At 66.1% G+C, this 15,884-nt stretch carries 18 protein-coding genes and 1 pseudogene; 7 read left to right on the forward strand and 12 right to left on the reverse strand.

The features are described 5' to 3' along the window. Nucleotides 1–73: 73 nt before the first annotated feature. From QF031_RS14750 to QF031_RS14765, 4 genes and pseudogenes are all read left to right on the forward strand, one after another. Nucleotides 74–394, forward strand: a pseudogene (locus QF031_RS14750) (DeoR/GlpR family DNA-binding transcription regulator); the annotation flags it as partial. 89 nt (nucleotides 395–483) lie between these two features. Next, entirely contained in the window at nucleotides 484–750 is a 267-nt protein-coding gene (locus tag QF031_RS14755) for a type II toxin-antitoxin system Phd/YefM family antitoxin (protein ID WP_307429602.1), read from the forward strand. Nucleotides 751–955: 205 nt separating this feature from the next. Beyond that, nucleotides 956–1,138, forward strand: a complete 183-nt coding sequence (locus QF031_RS14760) for a hypothetical protein (RefSeq protein ID WP_307429605.1) — start codon at nucleotides 956–958, stop codon at nucleotides 1,136–1,138. Between the two features lie 106 nt (nucleotides 1,139–1,244). Beyond that, complete coding sequence (locus tag QF031_RS14765) at nucleotides 1,245–1,547, forward strand: YciI-like protein (RefSeq protein WP_307429608.1); 303 nt, start codon at nucleotides 1,245–1,247, stop codon at nucleotides 1,545–1,547. Between the two features lie 55 nt (nucleotides 1,548–1,602). Here QF031_RS14765 and QF031_RS14770 read toward each other — a convergent pair whose 3' ends face one another. The 8 genes from QF031_RS14770 to QF031_RS14805 all read right to left on the reverse strand — a co-directional run bounded on the left by QF031_RS14770 (nucleotide 1,603) and on the right by QF031_RS14805 (nucleotide 9,224). Next, entirely contained in the window at nucleotides 1,603–2,991 is a 1,389-nt protein-coding gene (locus QF031_RS14770) for an amidase (protein ID WP_307429611.1), read from the reverse strand. 129 nt (nucleotides 2,992–3,120) lie between these two features. Then, nucleotides 3,121–3,600, reverse strand: coding sequence for a nucleoside deaminase (locus tag QF031_RS14775; protein ID WP_307429615.1), 480 nt, complete (start codon nucleotides 3,598–3,600; stop codon nucleotides 3,121–3,123). Between the two features lie 75 nt (nucleotides 3,601–3,675). After that, entirely contained in the window at nucleotides 3,676–3,966 is a 291-nt protein-coding gene (locus QF031_RS14780; RefSeq protein ID WP_307429618.1) for a hypothetical protein, read from the reverse strand. Between the two features lie 178 nt (nucleotides 3,967–4,144). Next, complete coding sequence (locus QF031_RS14785; protein WP_307429621.1) at nucleotides 4,145–5,095, reverse strand: alpha/beta fold hydrolase; 951 nt, start codon at nucleotides 5,093–5,095, stop codon at nucleotides 4,145–4,147. After that, a complete protein-coding gene (locus QF031_RS14790; RefSeq protein ID WP_307429624.1) occupies nucleotides 5,092–6,522 on the reverse strand; it encodes a carbon-nitrogen hydrolase family protein in 1,431 nt (476 codons plus the stop codon). The genes QF031_RS14785 and QF031_RS14790 overlap by 4 nt, the downstream gene beginning before the upstream one ends. 394 nt (nucleotides 6,523–6,916) lie before the next feature. Then, a complete protein-coding gene (locus QF031_RS14795) occupies nucleotides 6,917–7,417 on the reverse strand; it encodes an SRPBCC family protein (protein ID WP_307429627.1) in 501 nt (166 codons plus the stop codon). Between the two features lie 20 nt (nucleotides 7,418–7,437). After that, on the reverse strand, nucleotides 7,438–8,175 hold the full coding sequence (locus QF031_RS14800; RefSeq protein WP_307429630.1) for a mycothiol-dependent nitroreductase Rv2466c family protein: 738 nt from the start codon (nucleotides 8,173–8,175) through the stop codon (nucleotides 7,438–7,440). 188 nt (nucleotides 8,176–8,363) lie between these two features. Next, nucleotides 8,364–9,224, reverse strand: coding sequence for a class I SAM-dependent methyltransferase (locus QF031_RS14805; RefSeq protein WP_307429634.1), 861 nt, complete (start codon nucleotides 9,222–9,224; stop codon nucleotides 8,364–8,366). 139 nt (nucleotides 9,225–9,363) lie between these two features. Here QF031_RS14805 and QF031_RS14810 point away from each other — a divergent pair, with 139 nt between their 5' ends. Further along, entirely contained in the window at nucleotides 9,364–10,146 is a 783-nt protein-coding gene (locus QF031_RS14810) for a GntR family transcriptional regulator (RefSeq protein WP_307429636.1), read from the forward strand. Between the two features lie 48 nt (nucleotides 10,147–10,194). Here QF031_RS14810 and QF031_RS14815 read toward each other — a convergent pair whose 3' ends face one another. The 4 genes from QF031_RS14815 to QF031_RS14830 all read right to left on the reverse strand — a co-directional run bounded on the left by QF031_RS14815 (nucleotide 10,195) and on the right by QF031_RS14830 (nucleotide 14,011). Continuing rightward, a complete protein-coding gene (locus QF031_RS14815) occupies nucleotides 10,195–10,815 on the reverse strand; it encodes a flavin reductase family protein (protein WP_307429639.1) in 621 nt (206 codons plus the stop codon). Between the two features lie 49 nt (nucleotides 10,816–10,864). Then, nucleotides 10,865–11,782 (reverse strand): hydroxymethylglutaryl-CoA lyase, encoded by a 918-nt coding sequence (locus tag QF031_RS14820; protein ID WP_307429642.1) that lies wholly within the window; start codon nucleotides 11,780–11,782, stop codon nucleotides 10,865–10,867. Beyond that, nucleotides 11,782–13,101: a CaiB/BaiF CoA transferase family protein gene (locus tag QF031_RS14825; protein ID WP_307429645.1), complete on the reverse strand. Its 1,320-nt coding sequence runs from the start codon at nucleotides 13,099–13,101 to the stop codon at nucleotides 11,782–11,784. The genes QF031_RS14820 and QF031_RS14825 overlap by 1 nt, the downstream gene beginning before the upstream one ends. 121 nt (nucleotides 13,102–13,222) lie before the next feature. Then, the gene (locus tag QF031_RS14830) at nucleotides 13,223–14,011 is read right to left on the reverse strand and encodes an IclR family transcriptional regulator (protein WP_307429649.1); all 789 of its coding nucleotides are present in this window, start codon (nucleotides 14,009–14,011) and stop codon (nucleotides 13,223–13,225) included. A 139-nt stretch (nucleotides 14,012–14,150) separates the two neighbouring features. Between QF031_RS14830 and QF031_RS14835 the strand changes: the two genes are divergently transcribed. Next, nucleotides 14,151–14,996, forward strand: a complete 846-nt coding sequence (locus tag QF031_RS14835) for an ABC transporter ATP-binding protein (protein WP_307429652.1) — start codon at nucleotides 14,151–14,153, stop codon at nucleotides 14,994–14,996. Continuing rightward, the gene (locus QF031_RS14840) at nucleotides 14,993–15,856 is read left to right on the forward strand and encodes an ABC transporter permease (RefSeq protein WP_307429654.1); all 864 of its coding nucleotides are present in this window, start codon (nucleotides 14,993–14,995) and stop codon (nucleotides 15,854–15,856) included. The genes QF031_RS14835 and QF031_RS14840 overlap by 4 nt, the downstream gene beginning before the upstream one ends. Nucleotides 15,857–15,884: the final 28 nt, after the last annotated feature.

A 15,884-nucleotide genomic window follows, 5' to 3' on the forward strand; every position in this document is an offset into this window, starting at 1 on the left:
TCCGGTGCGGGCATGAGTCGCTGGTCCGCCGGGCATCCCCAACCCGGAGATCGGGGTGTGCGCCATCAACCACGCGGGATCCACCGCAGGTGCCCTGGCGCACGAACTGCGCGGGTTTGATCGGTTGTCCGTGACGACGACGGGCATCAACACTTTGCAGGAGCTGGCCGATTCGGAGGGCATCGAGGTGGACTGCCTGGGCGGCCGGCTCCGCGGCGTCTCACAGAGTTTCGTGGGGCCGCTGGCCGAGGCGGCGCTGGAGCGGCCGTTCCACCCGTGGGCCCGCCTGGCGCTGCCCTGGACTCTGGTGACGGACGACGGCGCCGACCCCGCCCAGGTGCAGAAGTTCCGGGATGCGGGGGCACAGGTTGAGGTGGCGGCTGTCGCTGGTTGAGGAGGTTTTCCTCTGCTGCCCGCCTGGGATTGATAAAACTTCCTAGGCCCGCCGGACTCCGATTGCTACGATTGCTACGGAGGTGCTTCATGACAACCATCCCCCACCGGGAGCTGCGCAACCAGAGCAGCAAAATACTCGAGCGGGTCAAGAACGGCGAAACGATCGACGTCACGAACAACGGTGAAGTTGCCGCCACGCTGATCCCGCCTGCAGCCTCCCCCTTCGAGCGCCTGCTCCTGTCCGGCGGCGTCCGGCCGGCCTCGGAAAGCCCGGTCGACTTCCGGTTGCTCCAGCGCGTGGCTTCCGATGCCGGCACAGCGGAGCTGATCGACGACCTTCGCGGCGACCGGTGATCATTTATGTGGACACATCGGCTGCCTTGAAGCTGGTGGTCGAGGAACCGGAGTCCGGACCCACCGCGGAGTTTCTCTCTTCGGCCCAACAGCGGGGTGACCCCCTTGTGGCTTCGATGCTCCTTCATACGGAACTGCACTGTGCCGCCAACCGCCGTGCCTGCCACCGGAGCTCGTCAACGCTGTGCTGGGCGCAATCAACCTTGTGGATCTGACGCGTTCAGACCTCTTGTACGCGGCCGCCCTCCCAGGCAAGTTGCGCAGCGCCGATGCGATCCACCTTGCCGCTGCCATCAGGCTCGAAACGCATGCTTTGGTCGCGTTCGACAAGGCGCTTATGAAGGCAGCAATTCAAGCCGGACTCAAAACAGTCGCACCGGGCACCTGACCAGACGCCGTGGTACAGGCTGAGGTGGCGGCGGTTGATGGCTGACTCCCGGTGGGTATGCTGCTTCTACAACGTATGAAACCCACCAACTTGAATGGAGACGCGCATGCACGCCGTGCTCGAATACACCTACGCGGACAACTACCTCGAAAGCCGTGAGCAGTACCGCGCAGACCACCTCCGGCTGGGGTGGGAAGCCGTCGATCGCGGCGAGCTCCTGCTCGGCGGTGCTGTCGGCGAACCGCCCTTCAAAGGGCTGCTGATCTTCACGGGCGAGAACCCACTCGAGGCCGCCAAAGCCTTTGCAGCCGCAGACCCCTACGTCGCGGCCGGCGTCGTGACGTCGTGGACCGCCCGTCCATGGACAACGGTGCTGGGAAAAGAAGCGGCAACGCCCGTGCACCCGTAAGTCCCAGCTGGAACGACGACGGCGGGACTTGCCCGCCGCCGTCGTCGTACCTGCCTTACAGGGTGAAGCCCTCCAGCCATTCGGCAAAGTCCAGCGCCAGCCCGTCCGCCCCCGGGCGTGCGACAACCTGGACGGACAGGGGCAGGCCCTCGGATGACAACGCGACGGGCAGGGAAACAACCGGTGCGCCCACCATGGTCACGGCCCTGCATTGCCCCATGATGTCCCAGCCGAAGATGGACCGGCCGTCTATGTCCAGCTTTCCGTATACGTCGCAAGCAGGACCTCCGGCCACGGGCAGCAGGACGATGTCGGCGGCATCGAAGACCGCCAGGTCCCGTATTCGCGCCTGTCCGGATTCGGCAGCAGCCGCTTCGAGGTTCCGGGTGTCGCTTCGCATAGAGCGATGAATGGCGTCGAGGTTCGCAGGGAGGACGAGGTGCTCACGACCCGCGACAGCTGCGGCATGGTCAATCATCGGATCAAGTGGCCGGAGCCGGTTGTAGGCGGCCAGAGATCCTGCAAACAGATCGGGCACGTGCGTCAAGGTCCGGACTTCCGGCGCGATCTGCTCCCCGAGCAGGGACATCATCGCTGACACTTCACGCCGCACCGGCCCCAATGCCGAGCCGTCACTCCAGGCCACGGCAACGTTGTGCGGGACCGCCCCGTCGAGCGAGGCCAGACCGCGGGGAGGTGTCACCGTAAGCACTGCGAGCGCCATCCGCAGGTCCCGCACTGAACGTGCGAGCGGCCCAATGACTTGAGTGGCGGCCTGAAGGCGGGCAGCGGGCGGGGCCGGGTTGCCGCCTCCGAACCAGCCGCCCGCGCCCGGAACGATGCCCAGGTCCGGAACTGTGTGCGGGGTGGGCCGCAGGGCGGTGATACCCACGCACTGCGCCGGCCACCGCAGTGACCCGCCGTAGTCGGTGCCCAGCCCGAGTGCCGAGATTCCGGCAGCGAGGGCGGCAGCTTCTCCCCCGCTGGAGCCTCCTGCCGTCGCGCCGGGAAAGCGTGGGTTGAGCGTCCGGCCCGCGACGGCGCTCTCCGTGACAGCACCGAACGCGAACTCCGGGCAGTTTGTTTTACCGATTACCACGGCGCCGGCGTCCTGCAGGCGGTGCACAGCCGGTGCCGTGAAGGAGGCGATGTTTCCGGCGTACGCGGCGCTGCCGCCGGTCAGCTGCAGACCCGCCACGGCGATGACGTCCTTGACGCTGAGCGGAACACCGGCCAGCGGCCCGGGATCCTCCCCGCGGGTGCGACGGCGGTCCACCTCCTTCGCAGCAACAGCAGCCCCGTCCCAGTCCTCCTGGATGAAAGCACACAGAGCGGGGGCTGCATCGGCCCGTGACCTGGACTCCGCTATGACGCCCTCGGCGGAGGCTTTACCGCTGCGGACTGCGGAGGCCAGCGCGGTGGCGTCCTTGAGCGCAGTCTCCATGACCCGAATGTATCAGGGGCAGTTTGAGCAGCACCGGCAGGTCACCCAACGGCTTAGGTCATCTGGCCGGTCCCCTGCGATGGATGCCGACGGCGGACGAAGAGTCGGGCGCGGAGCTCGCCGCGGCGGTTACTCGGCGATGTCCTCCGCCCACAGCTCCGGCTTGTCAGTCTGAAACGTGTGCATCATGTCCACGCAACGCTGATCATCCAGCACCACCACCTCAACCCCGCGTGACCGCAGAAGCTCCAGTTCGCCGTCGAAGGTCCTAGCCTCCCCCACAACCACGCGGGGGATCTTGAACTGGATGATGGTTCCGGCGCACATGGCACACGGGGCGAGGGTGGTGTAGAGCGTGGTGTTCCGGTAGCTCCTCTGCCGTCCGGCGCTGCGCAGTGCGGACATTTCCCCGTGCGCAATGGGATCCGCGTTCTGGACACGTTCGTTGTGTCCGCTCGCAATCACCACTCCGCCCCGCGCCAAAGCAGCGCCGATGGGGATGCCCCCTTCGGCCAGGCCCTTTTGCGCGGCCTGATAGGCGGCTTCGAAGGCGGGAAGGTCGGCGCTGTCCAGTTCCGGCGCAAGGGATTGCAGCTGCTCGTGAGTCATGGCGCCATTGTTGCATGCCGTTTCCCTGGGCCCGCGCCTGCCCGGCGGGTCGACCCAAGCGCGGAAAACGGCGGCTCAATCCTTAAGGCTGCTGGCGGTGACTTCGAATTCCTCGACCGAGACGATCTGGGTCCTGTCCGCCTGGCTGCTCTCCTCCCGGATCCTGCTGGCTGCTTGGCGGCTGGCCACCATCGCGTCCTCCGTGTCCCAGAGCGTGATGGACAGGGCTTGGTCCGTCTCCTTCCCGTTCAGGTAGTAGACGCCTCTGCAGCCCGGGAGCTGGAGCACGCTGTTCACGACGTCGTTGCTGGGGTTGTCCCTGCGGGTCTCGGGGCCGGTCTTGTAGGTGCTGATTCTGGCGAACATGGTCTTTCTCCCTCAGGGCATCAATGGGGCGGCAGATTCCGCTCCTCCGATCAGTAATGGCCCTGCAGACAGACGGAAACTAGGGTCAAAAGTCAGGGCCGCGCCAAACCTGCCGATCCGGCGGCCGCTGGCTGACTACGGTCCCCGGACGCATGGGAACGTGGACTTCGTCGCCCGGTCAGTTCCTTGGTCCACCAGGCGCGTGGAGGAAGTCGTCGAGCGCGGCGCGGGTAAAAGCAGCCTGCCCGAGGCCCAGGTGGCCGCCGGACTCCTGTGCCACCAGGACGCATCCGGGGATGCGGTGGGCTGCCTCCTCGGCAGGGGCGAACGCGCACATCGGATCGTCCTTGGCATGGACGATGATCGTCGGGACGGTGATCTTGTCGATGGGCAGGCCGTTGACAGCGGGGTTCGAAACGTAGGCGTCGAAAACGGCACCTGGGGTTCGCGGGCCCACCGGGAAGATGCTCTCCATCATCTCGTCCATCTCCTGCGCCTGCTCGGGCGTCTTCGGGAATCCCGCGGGAACCCCCATCAGGTGGGCGAACCGTGCTGGCGCGGCCTTCTTCATCACCCACAGCGGCAGGTCTCGGTAGAACAGCTTCGCCCACGCCGGTGGGGCGGCCGCCGTCGGGTCGCCGGGGAAACTGCCGGACAGAACGATCAGGTGCTTCGTCCGGTCCGGATAGCGCAGGGCGAACTCAAGCGCAGCGGTGGTACCGGCGGAGATACCGATGATGTCCACCTGGGAGAGACTGAGGTGGTCAAGCAGTGCGGCGAAGGCGTCGGCCTGGTCCCGTGGAGTCGCGCCGGCCGGAAGTTCGGAGCCGAGATAGCCGAAGCGTGACGGCGCGATGATCCGGCGGCCGTGCAGGATCGAGCGGACGGAGAGCAGGCCGCCGTCGCAGCCGTGGAAGATCCCGTGGCTGACGAGGATCGGGTCGCCGGCACCGGACTCGGCGTACTCCACGGTCCCGAAGGGGGTGCCGGCGTAGTGGCGTGGAACCGCCGACAAGCGGTTCTGGGCAACCGTGGCGTCCCGCCGGTATCCCCGGGCGGCCCATGCGGCGGAGCCCACGACGGCGGCGGTCGCCGCTGCGATGTGGGTGCGGGTGGTCACGGGTGTCATGAGTGGCTCCCAGCTGATATCGTGTGCGCCCGCTGGCGTCGCTCTTTACTGTGCGCGTACACCCGCCCGAACAGCCATGCGGGAAGGAGGGTGAGGGCGCCGGCCGGACCGGCCGGGTAGACAAACCGGCCGAAGGTGCCCGGCTTTGCAGTCCGCTTGCGGCTGGGGTCCAACGTAACTGTCGCAGAAATGACCCCTTCCTCATTGGAGGCCTGTGCCACGATGCTGCCGTCTGAGTCCGCTATGGTCCCATGGCCCGGGAAGGCCATGCCGGTGGCGGCGGGCAGCCAGCGGACAGGTGCTGGTGAGGCGTAGAAACCGACTTTGTTGACGAAGACCACCGGAACCCCCAGCAGCCTTGCGTAAAGAGGCGCCAGACCAGTCTGGATCTGGTGCCAGCGGCGAAGGTTTCGATCGCTCACCACTCCCTTGGGTCGGACCGGCAAGGGCCAGCAGTGCGGCATCAGCACCAGGTCCGCGCCGCCACGCTGGAGCAAGGACGGCAGGTATGAGCGGTGGTTGTCATTGCAGACTCCCACTCCGATCCTGCCCATGTCAGTGCTGATGACATGGGGACCCGGTTCACCACGGAAGAAGCAGGGCTCGTACATTGCAGGGGTCTGTTTGCGGACGCGGCCGGCCTCGCCTCCGTCCGGACTGGCGAGCACGAAAGTGTTGAAGAAGTCCTCGCCCGAGGCCTCCAGGTAGCTTGTCCCCAGCCAGATTCCGAAGCGGCGGGCATTGTGGCGGAGCCATTGGACGGTCTGGCCCTGGGCCGGCTCGGCCGAATCCCACATTTCGGAAGTGAAGAGATAGTGCGTCGCCATCAATTCAGGCAGCAGGACGAGTTGGGCGCCTTGAGCCGCTGCCTGCTCCACCCAGGGGGCAGCGTGCTCCAGCCCGGCCCGGACGCTCTCGGCGGCAGGTGTCTGGATGGCTGCAACCCGGAGAGTTCTGGGGCCGCCGGGAGATGGTTGTTCCGCGTTCATCAAAGTGCCGGCTTGTCCAGGCGCAGGGGTAAAGCTGGCGGGTCCCCCAGTCTGTTCGACACGCCGTTTGATGTTCTTCAGTTCGGCGTGGCTCAGATAGGCGTCGACCAGCCCGTACGGCATCCGGCGCAACCAGGCAGGCGAGCTGACCGCCCTGGTTCTGATAAGCAGGCGGGTGCGATGAGGTCCTTGCGGGCTCAGGTAGAAACCCCACGAGCACTCGGCATAAGTCCCGCCAGCTTCGAGGGAGTCCTCCCTTTTCTGCAGCGCAGCGGCGTCAGTCGGGTCCACCGGCACGCCCCGCCACGGGTGTCGCCGCGTCCAGTAGACCAGCGCCTGCCCGGGATCAACGATCTTCACCCGCCAGTAGGCCATGAAGCCAGGCCCGTCGGCTATGACATCGCCGACGCCAACGTGCTGGAATTGAGGCAGAACCATGCTGCTGTTTGCCGCTGGGACCCGCCAGAACAGCCGGTCGACCCACTCCGGCACATAGAACCCGGCCCGCCCGTATCCCATCTGTACAAGCCATGGCCAGATCTCCGATGGAGTCGCCTCGATGGTGATCCCGCGATTCCAGATTGTGGTGGGTTGCGGAATAATTTCGTCCCCCGGGAGGTCAGCCGCCTCGTCGGCGGTCGCGCTGGTTCGATGCGACGCCACTCTCGACGGGATAGCCCCGAAGCCGCGCACCCGCACCATCAATCATCGCCACCTCCCGTGTTGGGTACCCGGCAGTCTATGCAGGTGCACCATATTCCGGGCAGGGCAGAAGGTCCCGCAGGGGAGAAGGCTGCGGCCGGGGCTTGCGGGGACGACGGCGGCTGCTCGTCTAGGCTCCCACGTCCCCGTTGGCATCGACAGATTCGGCGATCCGCTTGATCGCTGCGAGCGTCTTCGGGATGCCGTCGAGGGCCTGCTGGGTGCGCTCGGCGATCTGGGCGTCTGCCTCATCGCCGTACTTCTCGCCGAACATGGCGATCCCTTCCGGCAGGAATTCCCATGTCTCGGTCAGCGTCGTCCCGTTATCTGCCGGGGTCAGGATGAAGCCCCACCGGACAAAGCGGCCACCCACCACCCAGGCGAACTCGCGGCCGCGCTCGGCAGCCACCACCTGCGACCGGGTCTCCCAGGTCCGGTGCGGGAGCTCATTGCGGCCTGTGAACCAGGCGCCGGGCTGGCCGCCGACGGTGGCCTCGTCATCCCACCAACACGACGTGCAGACCGGGCTCCATTCGCCGGTGCGGGTGATGTCAGAGACCAAGTCGTAGAGCTTCTCCACTGAAGCCTGGACTGTGACGGATTCCAGGTGTTTGCGGGTGCTTGTCTTCATCGATCCATCCTCTACTGACGTCATTTCTTCTGCCGCCGGCTGCCGCCGTGCCAGTCCTCCTGCTGACCGACCATATCGGCCTCGACTCCGAAGGCAGCAAGCTGTGGCTGCTCGCGCAGGCTCCGCTTGAGTTCGGCAAAACCGGGGAAGCGTGCCAACCCCACCACGTGGTCCCACAGTTCGGCGGCCGAATCATCGTCCGGGAGACGGCTGATCACCGGACCGAAAAAGGCCACACCCGCGGGCGGCTCAAAGTGGATGATGGGCGTGCCGACATCCTTGCCCGTCAGTGCCAGTGCCTCATCCGTCTCCTGGCGGATCTCGCGGTCCCAGGACTCGTCGTCGAGAGCGTCCGCCAGCGCCAGGGGCAAGCCTGCGTCGGCGAGGATGGGCTCCACGAACTCACGTGTCCCCCGCCGCTCACGGACTTCGCCCTCGGTGCGCTGTTCGGCCGAGTCCGGTGCGGTTTCGAAGATGTGTTTGCCGAACGCCTCATAGAGCCTGGCTATCGACTCGCGGCCGTGCTCCGCGCGCGCCCGGGCCGCCACCCGCAGAAGCCGGAGCCCGGCGGTGTGCCCGGCCTCGTACTCCGGCGGGAACTGCGCGTCGTAGTCCACATTGGAGTTGATCAGCCGCAGCGAGATGAACCGCCAGTCCACCGTGTAGTCGCGCTGCGCCTGCACCTGCCGCACCCATTTGCTGGTCATCCAGGCGAAGGGGCAGACGGGGTCAAAGTAGAAATTGATGTCGGAATCCATCCGACCACCCTTGCACCTGGTGGTGACGTACGTCTATTCGCCAGGCCGGGCCCGGAAGGTGGCGTTCACACCACCAGTTGCCATGTCCGGTGGGGACCGGTACGCCGCTTCACGCGGGAGCAGCGCGGCGAAGGAGGAGCCCCGGAAGGAACGACGACGGCATGACGGCCTGCCGCCGTCGTCCTCCATCAGCGTGGGTGAGCGCCGGCGGTCTCTGCAGCCTTCGCCAGCGTGAAGATCCCGTAGTGCATCGCACCGGTGCGGTAGGCCAGGATCAGGCGGGGAATGCTGAAAATGGCGCCGCGATTGCCTGCGCCAAGGGCGAGGCGGCGGATCTCCGGATCGACGAGCACGGCCTTCAGCAGCCGGCCGGCGCAGATCATCCATGTCCGGGGAACTTGCCGGCTTACATCCTCATAACCGGCGACCGCAAAGCCCGCCGCCTTGGCCATCGCCTCGTACTCCTCGCGCGTGCCCATCGAGGGCAGGCGGCCTTCGCGGCAGATCGGTTCGAGCAGGTGACGGACCTTCCAGCCGCTGGCACCGGTCCCGGCAAGCCAAGCACACACGACCAAACGTCCGCCGGGCGTGAGCACGCGGTGCGCCTCAGCAAAGAACCTGGGCTTGTCCACCATGTGCTCGCTCGACTCAATGGCCCATGCCGCATCAACCGACGCATCGGCCAGGCCGTTGACCAGCCAGTCGCGGACCCGGATGTCCACGCCTGGTACCGGACGTTCGGCTGCATAGCGGGCCTGCTCAGTGGAAAGCGTGAAGCCAGCGACGTGGACCCCGTGAGTCCTGGCGAGCCGCCTTGCCGTGGAGCCGTAGCCACAGCCAATGTCCGCGCACTCCTGGCCGGGCATGAGACCCAGCCGGTCGCCGACGGTGTCAACCAAGGCCTCGACGGCTTCGCTGGGAGTCTCCCGACCCGTGACCCACAGCCCGTGATGGACATGATCGCCCCAGACGCGGCGATAGATGGGATCGAGATCATCATAGTGATCCGCCACCGCCACGGCGTCCTGGGAAATATCGGGCACGATCACGCCATGACACTACAACCGCGCTCCGGCCCGAAGGAAGGGGAAGGACGGTGGCGCCACCCATTCCACTTGTCCAACAAACAGGTGCAACGTGTTCTAGGCTGAAATCCCCGGAGAAACCAACCTAAGAGCGAGGCTAAACGTGCACCAGGACGCCGCCCGGTTCCTGTCCCAGCCGGTGGCCGCCCAGCCCGGCGCGCCCCTCCGCGTAGCCGTGTACTCGCGTATCGCCGAAGCCATCCGCAACGGCCTGCTCACCCCCAGCTCCATGATCCCCACCGAAACCGAACTCGGCATGGACATGAAAGTCAGCCGCACCGTGGTCCGCGAAGCGCTCATGCTGCTCGAGGAGGACGGCCTCATCAGGGCGCGCCGCGGCGTCGGACGCTTCGTCTCGGACACCCTCCCCCGCATCGGCATCGAGCGCATCCGCCCGTTCGAGGAAGTCCTCGCCGGCCCCGGCCAGACGCTCGAGGTCAAACGCACGCAGGTGGTCTGCCAGGCCGCGTCCGAGTTCGTCGCCCCCGGCATCGGCGTCGAGCCCGGCACGGACTGCTGGCTCTGGGAATCCGTCCTCATTCGGGACGGTGAGGCTATCGCGCACCTGCAGGAGAACGTCACCGCCCAGCCGGTCAGATTCGGCAAGGGCGCCGCAGCACCCCTGGAGATACAGGACGACGGCGGCGCTACCTTGCTAGCCACCCTCAACAACCAGCTGGGCAGGTTGGCCGGCCCAGGCGAGTGCCAAATCAGCTTCAGCCAGGTGGGCAGCAGCCGCGCGAAGTTGCTGGACCTGCGCCCGTCCGATCCGGTGCTGGTCCTCACCCAGTACGTCCGGCACGCCAACCGGCCCTTTTACCTGGCCAAGTGCCTCATCTCCGCGCGCGCCGGACACCTCTCGGTGATGCAGCAGTTCCAGTCCTAGGACGGGACCCGGATCGGTTGGTCCATCTTGACGCTGGGGCTGGCGCGCCTAGCTTCCCGGCCGGAAATGGCCGGGCCAGTCCTTGAGCCGGATCCGGTCAAGGTCCTGGATGTCGCCTAAGGTGCCCCACTCGTCAAGGCCCAGCCGGGCAAGCGGCTCCAGCATGTCAATGCGCGGGTGGCTGCCGTCCAGCACCGCACTGCTTACGGCAGCATGGGTCACCTCGCCAAACACCAGGGTGGAATCCCCGATCAGCAGCACCGAATGAAGCCGGCACTCGAGCACCGCGGGTGATTCCTTGACCCTGGGCGCGCGCACGGTGGCGCTGGGCTCGCGGGTCAGCCCGGCGGCGTCGAACTCGCTGACGTCGGGCGGGAAATTGGTGCCGGTCGCGTTGATCTCTTCGAGAAGGCGGGCCGGGGCGAGGTTGACCACGAACTCCCCGGTCGCCGTGATGTTGCGGAGCGAATCCTTCTCCCCCACCGACGTGAACTGCACAATGGGCGGATTCGTGGACGCGACCGTGAAGAACGAGTGCGGCGCGAGGTTGTCCACACCGTCCGGCGAAACACTGGAAACCCAGGCGATGGGCCTGGGCACCACCAACGCGGTCAGCAGCCGGTAGAAATCACGGGCGGACGCAGTCGAGGGGCTGAAATCACTACGCATACTGCCAGCCTAAGGGTCAGAGGGTCGACGGCGGCGGGCCCGGGCGGCGTTACGCCGCCGCGGGAAACGCACCTGCCCCTGCCAGCCCCGAACGCGGAGCCGTCCCGACCTTGCCGCAAATCCAGCGGCCCAGTTCCGTTGCCTTCTGCAGGTCGATGCCGGTGTCGAATCCGGCACGCCCCAGCATCCACGCAAGGTCCTCAGTGGAGATGTTTCCCGCTGCCCCCGGAGCAAATGGGCATCCGCCGAGGCCCCCGACGCTGCTGTCGAACACATCGACGCCCGCCGCCATCGCCGCATAGGTGTTGGCCAGCGCGGTGTGCCGGGTCTCGTGAAGGTGTGCCCTCAACTGGAGGCCGGTCTCCCCGCGCAGCCTGGCGAAAGCCTCGCCCACCTGCCACGGCACCGCGCAGCCGATCGTATCCGCCAACGCCACCTCCGCAAGGTTCGCGCGACTGATTGCACTGCGGACGACGTCGAGGGTCTGTTCGAGCGGGACGTCGCCCTGGTAGGGGCAGCCGAAAGCGACGGCGGCGGTGACGCTGAGCGGGATGGATGCCGAAGCAGCGATCGCCGACACCTCCTCAAGGGCAGCGAGCGCCGCGGCTACGGTGGTGTTCTGGTTGGCGGTGGCGAACGCGTCGGTCACCGGGAGCACATAGTTCATCTCGTCCACCCCCGCGTCGACGGCCCGGTGGGCGCCACGGGTGTTCAGCACCAGGCCGATGTAGCTGACCGCGTCGGTGCGCGGGACGGCCGCCATCACAGCGTCGGCGTCGGCCATCTGAGGAACTGCCTTGGGATTCACGAAGCTGACGGCTTCGATCCGCTTGGCTCCCATCGTGATCAGCTCTTCGATCAGCCGGACCTTGTCTTCGGTGCTGACGGGGGTTTTCTCGTTTTGCAGGCCGTCCCGCGGGCTGACGTCCACGATCGAGACCGGCCTGGTTTCCTGGGCAAACGCCATCAGATTGCTCCTTCGCTGTGCGCTTTCTGCACGTCTTCATCGGTGAGGTTCAGGAGGCCCTGGTACACATCGGCGTTGTGGGAGCCGTGCACCAGCGGCCCGTTCCAGCCGATCCGGCCGGCGGAGCGCGTGAGCTTGGGGACGATTCCCGGCTGGACCACGGCTCCCAACTCGTCGTCCGGCACTTCCACGAGCATGTCCCGGGCCTTGAGCTGCGGGTCCTCGAAGATGTCTTCCACAGTGCTCACGGTGCTGTTTGGAACACCGTGTCCGTCGAGCAGGCTGACCAGCTCCCCGGCGGTGTAGTGCCCCGCCCAGTCGGCGATGAGGCCTTCGAGTTCCTCCTGGTTGTGGCCCCGCTGCGCATGGTCGCGGTATTTCGGATCCGCCGCCAGACCGGGCATGCCCATCGCGTTGCCCAGGCGAACGAAGACCGAGTCCTGGTTGGCCGCGATGACCACCCACTTGCCGTCGCTGGACCGGAAGATGTTCGACGGCGCGATCCCCTTCAGTCCCGAACCGCTGGGTCCCGGGACAATGCCAGTAGCGGCATAGTCCGGCACGGCGCTCTCGAGCAGTGAAAAGCACGCCTCAACAAGTGACACGTCGACCACTTGGCCGGTCCCCCCGCGCGCGTCCCGCCAGTACAGTGCCAGCAGGATCCCCTGCAGGGCATACAGCGAGCCGAGGCTGTCCCCCAGGGAGATACCGGTGCGGGGTGGTGGCTGGTCGGGGTAGCCGTTAAGGTGCCGCAGTCCGCTCCGCGCCTCCGCAACGGAGGCATAGCCGGGCTTTGACGCTTCCGGACCGGTTTGTCCGTACCCGGAGACCCGGGCAATGATGAGGCCGGGATTGACCTTCCACAGCTCTTCCGGGCCGAGGCCAAGTTTTTCCATGGTGCCCGGGCGGAAGTTCTCAAGGATGACGTCGGTTTCCTTGCAGAGCTCAAGGAAGAGCTCCCGGCCGCGGGGAGCCTTCAGGTCCATGGTGACGCACTTCTTGCCGCGGGACTGGACCGACCACCACAGCGTGTGGTCGTTAACCCGTGCCCGGCCCCACTCGCGCATGGGATCCGGCCGGTTCGGGCTTTCGACCTTGATGACTTCGGCGCCGAAGTCCGCCATCTGCCGTCCTGCGAACGGCCCGGCGATCAGGGATCCAAGTTCGAGGACGCGCACCCCGGACAGGGGTCCGGCAGCATCGCCGGCAGCCTGGGTCGCGCCTGCAGGGGCCGACGACGTGTCGGCGACGGTCCCGGGCCGGTCCCCGTTGGCGGCGCCCTTGTCCCGTTCAGCTGTGCCGGTTTCGAAAACCTTCATCAAATCTCAACTCCTGATTCCTGATGCGGACCCGTGGGCGCCGAACACGCCCGGAGGGTCGGTCGAGCACCGTCCTACAGGAACCAGTATGCCTGCACCTCGTCATATTGTGAACAGAAAATCACGATACGGACATTTCTTCGGAAGGAAGGCTTCCGCCGATCAGCCGGGTGCCTTCGGCGGCTGCGGCGATGACAGGCTCGATCCAGGAAGCGCACACGTCGTAGGGCATCCGCATGGTGGGCCCCATGACAGTGAGTGCACCGTAGAGCTCAGCCTGGGGTCCGAAGATCGGAGCGGACAGGCCACTGGCCCCGGATACCCGCTCCCCGGTAGTGATGGCAAAACCGTCCGCCCGGGTCTTGGCCACCGCGGCATCGAGGTTTGCCGCGTCGGTGATGGTGCGGTCCGTCATGGACTGCAGGCCCGAGCCGTACACTTTCTCCGCCAGGTCCGTATTCCAGGCGAGCAGTACCCGGCCCGCGGAGCCGGCGTGGAGCGGCATGATGTCGCCCACCTCCACCGCCCGGCGAAGGACCCGCCGGGTCTCGGCCACCGCGATGCAGACCCTGCTGCCCCGGGACTCCCGAAAGATGCAGACTGTTTCGCCCAATTCATCGCGCAGCCGCCGAATGACGGGCGTGAGCAGTTCGAGGAAGTCGAGGCCCTGCCGGGCGGGGGCCGCCCAGTGGGTCATCCGCAACCCGATCCGGAAGTGGTCACCGCGCCGGTCCAGCATTCCCTCATGCACCAGGTTGGTGACAAGCCGCTGCACCGTGGAGTGCGGCAACCCCGTCTCGGCCCGCATTTCGGCGAGGCTCATCTCAGGCCGCGCCAGCGAGAAGGCGTCCAGGATGGCCGTGATCTTCTTCAGCACCAGCAGCGGGGCCGCATTTTCGGTTGCGCTCATGGATTGATTCCGGATTCCTTCTTCTCGCGAAACGGGAGGGCCCCTATTGGCCACCCCTTGTAGTGTGACAGACGTTACTGTTAGCCTTGTGCCCACTATATGACCAACGACTCACAATGTGGTTAGCGGGAGAACAGCAATGACGCACCCCTTTCAGCCTAAGTCTTCGGATTACGCGGTCGAGCTCAACAGATGCACCAAGGAGTTTGCAACGCCCGGTGGTGGCTCGTACTTCGCTGTGCGGGACATCGACCTCAAAGTGGAGCCCGGGCGCTTTGTCTCCATCGTCGGGCCGACGGGATCAGGCAAGTCCACCATCCTCAACATGGCAGCCGGACTCCTGAATCCGTCCGAAGGAACCGTCCACAGCTTCGGCGATCCCGTCCAGGGGGTGAACCGCCGCGCCTCCTACATGTTCCAGCAGGACGCCCTGCTGCCCTGGAAGTCGGTGATCGACAACGTCAGCCTCGGGCTCACCATGGCCGGGGTTTCCAAGGCCGAGGCCTACGACGAGTCCCGCCGCTGGCTGGAAAAGGTGGGGTTGAAGAACTTCGCTGACCGCTACCCGCACCAACTCTCCGGCGGCATGCGCAAGCGCACGGCCGTCGCCCAGGCCTGGATCGTAAATCCGGACATCCTGCTGATGGACGAGCCGTTCTCCGCGCTGGACGTCCAGACCCGGCAGATCATGGAGAACGAACTCCTCCAGCTCTGGCAGGAGTCGGACAAGGCCGTCGTCTTCATTACCCACGACCTGGACGAGGCCATTGCCCTGTCCGACGAGGTGGTCATCCTCGGTGCCGGACCCGGCAGCACCGTCGTCGGCAGCTACGAGATCGACATCCCCCGCCCCCGCGACCTTCTGGACATCCGGGACGATCCCAAGTTCGTCGAGCTCCACAGGGAAATCTGGGGACGCCTCAAAGTCGAGGTATCCAAAACCTATGAATCAGCTCGGGAAGAGGAAGAGAGCGACGCAGCATGACAGTGGCACCAGCTTCCAAGAACACACAACGCTTTCCCCTCCGGAAGGACCGGGATCCGGCGGTGGCCCAGCGGCCCAAGCGCAAGCGGCCCGAAGCCTCGAACTTCTCCATCCGGATGGGGCAGCTGGCCCTCGCCGCCGTCGTCCTTGGCGCATGGGAGCTGCTGGGACGCGTCGGCGTCATCGACCCGTTCTTCTTCCCCCTCCCCTCCGACATCCTGATGACGGTATGGCTGTGGATCTCCAGCGGCTTCGTCTTCCCGCACCTGTGGATCACCCTGCAGGAATCGGTCCTCGCCTTCCTCACGGGCGCCGCGGCCGGCCTGGTGCTGGGCTTCCTCCTGGCGAGGGTCCGTTTCCTGGAGCGGCTCCTGGACCCGTTCCTGCAGATGTTCAACGCCCTTCCCCGCGTGGTGCTGGCACCGATCTTCCTGCTGTGGTTCGGCCTGGGCATCTGGTCCAAGGTGGCCTTCGGCTTCACCCTGGTGTTCTTTATCGTCTTTTTCAACACCCTTGAGGGCGTGAAGAGCGTGGACCGGGTCCTCGTGGACAACGCCAAAATGCTCGGAGCCAACGAGAAGCAGCTCCTCCGCCACGTGTTCATCCCCAGCGCCCTGACCTGGATCTTCTCCAGCCTGCACATCAGTGTGGGTTTCGCCATCACCGGCGCGGTGGTGGGTGAATACCTCGGAGCTTCCGCGGGCGTGGGCTACGCGATCGCCCAGGCCCAGGGTGTCTTCGATACCAAGGGCGTCTTTGCCGGCATGTTCATCCTGATGTTCGTGGTCCTCATCATCGACCTCCTCGTCAACCGCCTCGAACGTCACCTCCTCAGGTGGCGCCCGGTCCGCTCCTCGTAACCCAACACATCTCCTGAAAGGGAATCCC

Source organism: Pseudarthrobacter defluvii, from assembly GCF_030816725.1.
Lineage (GTDB): Bacteria > Actinomycetota > Actinomycetes > Actinomycetales > Micrococcaceae > Arthrobacter > Arthrobacter defluvii_A.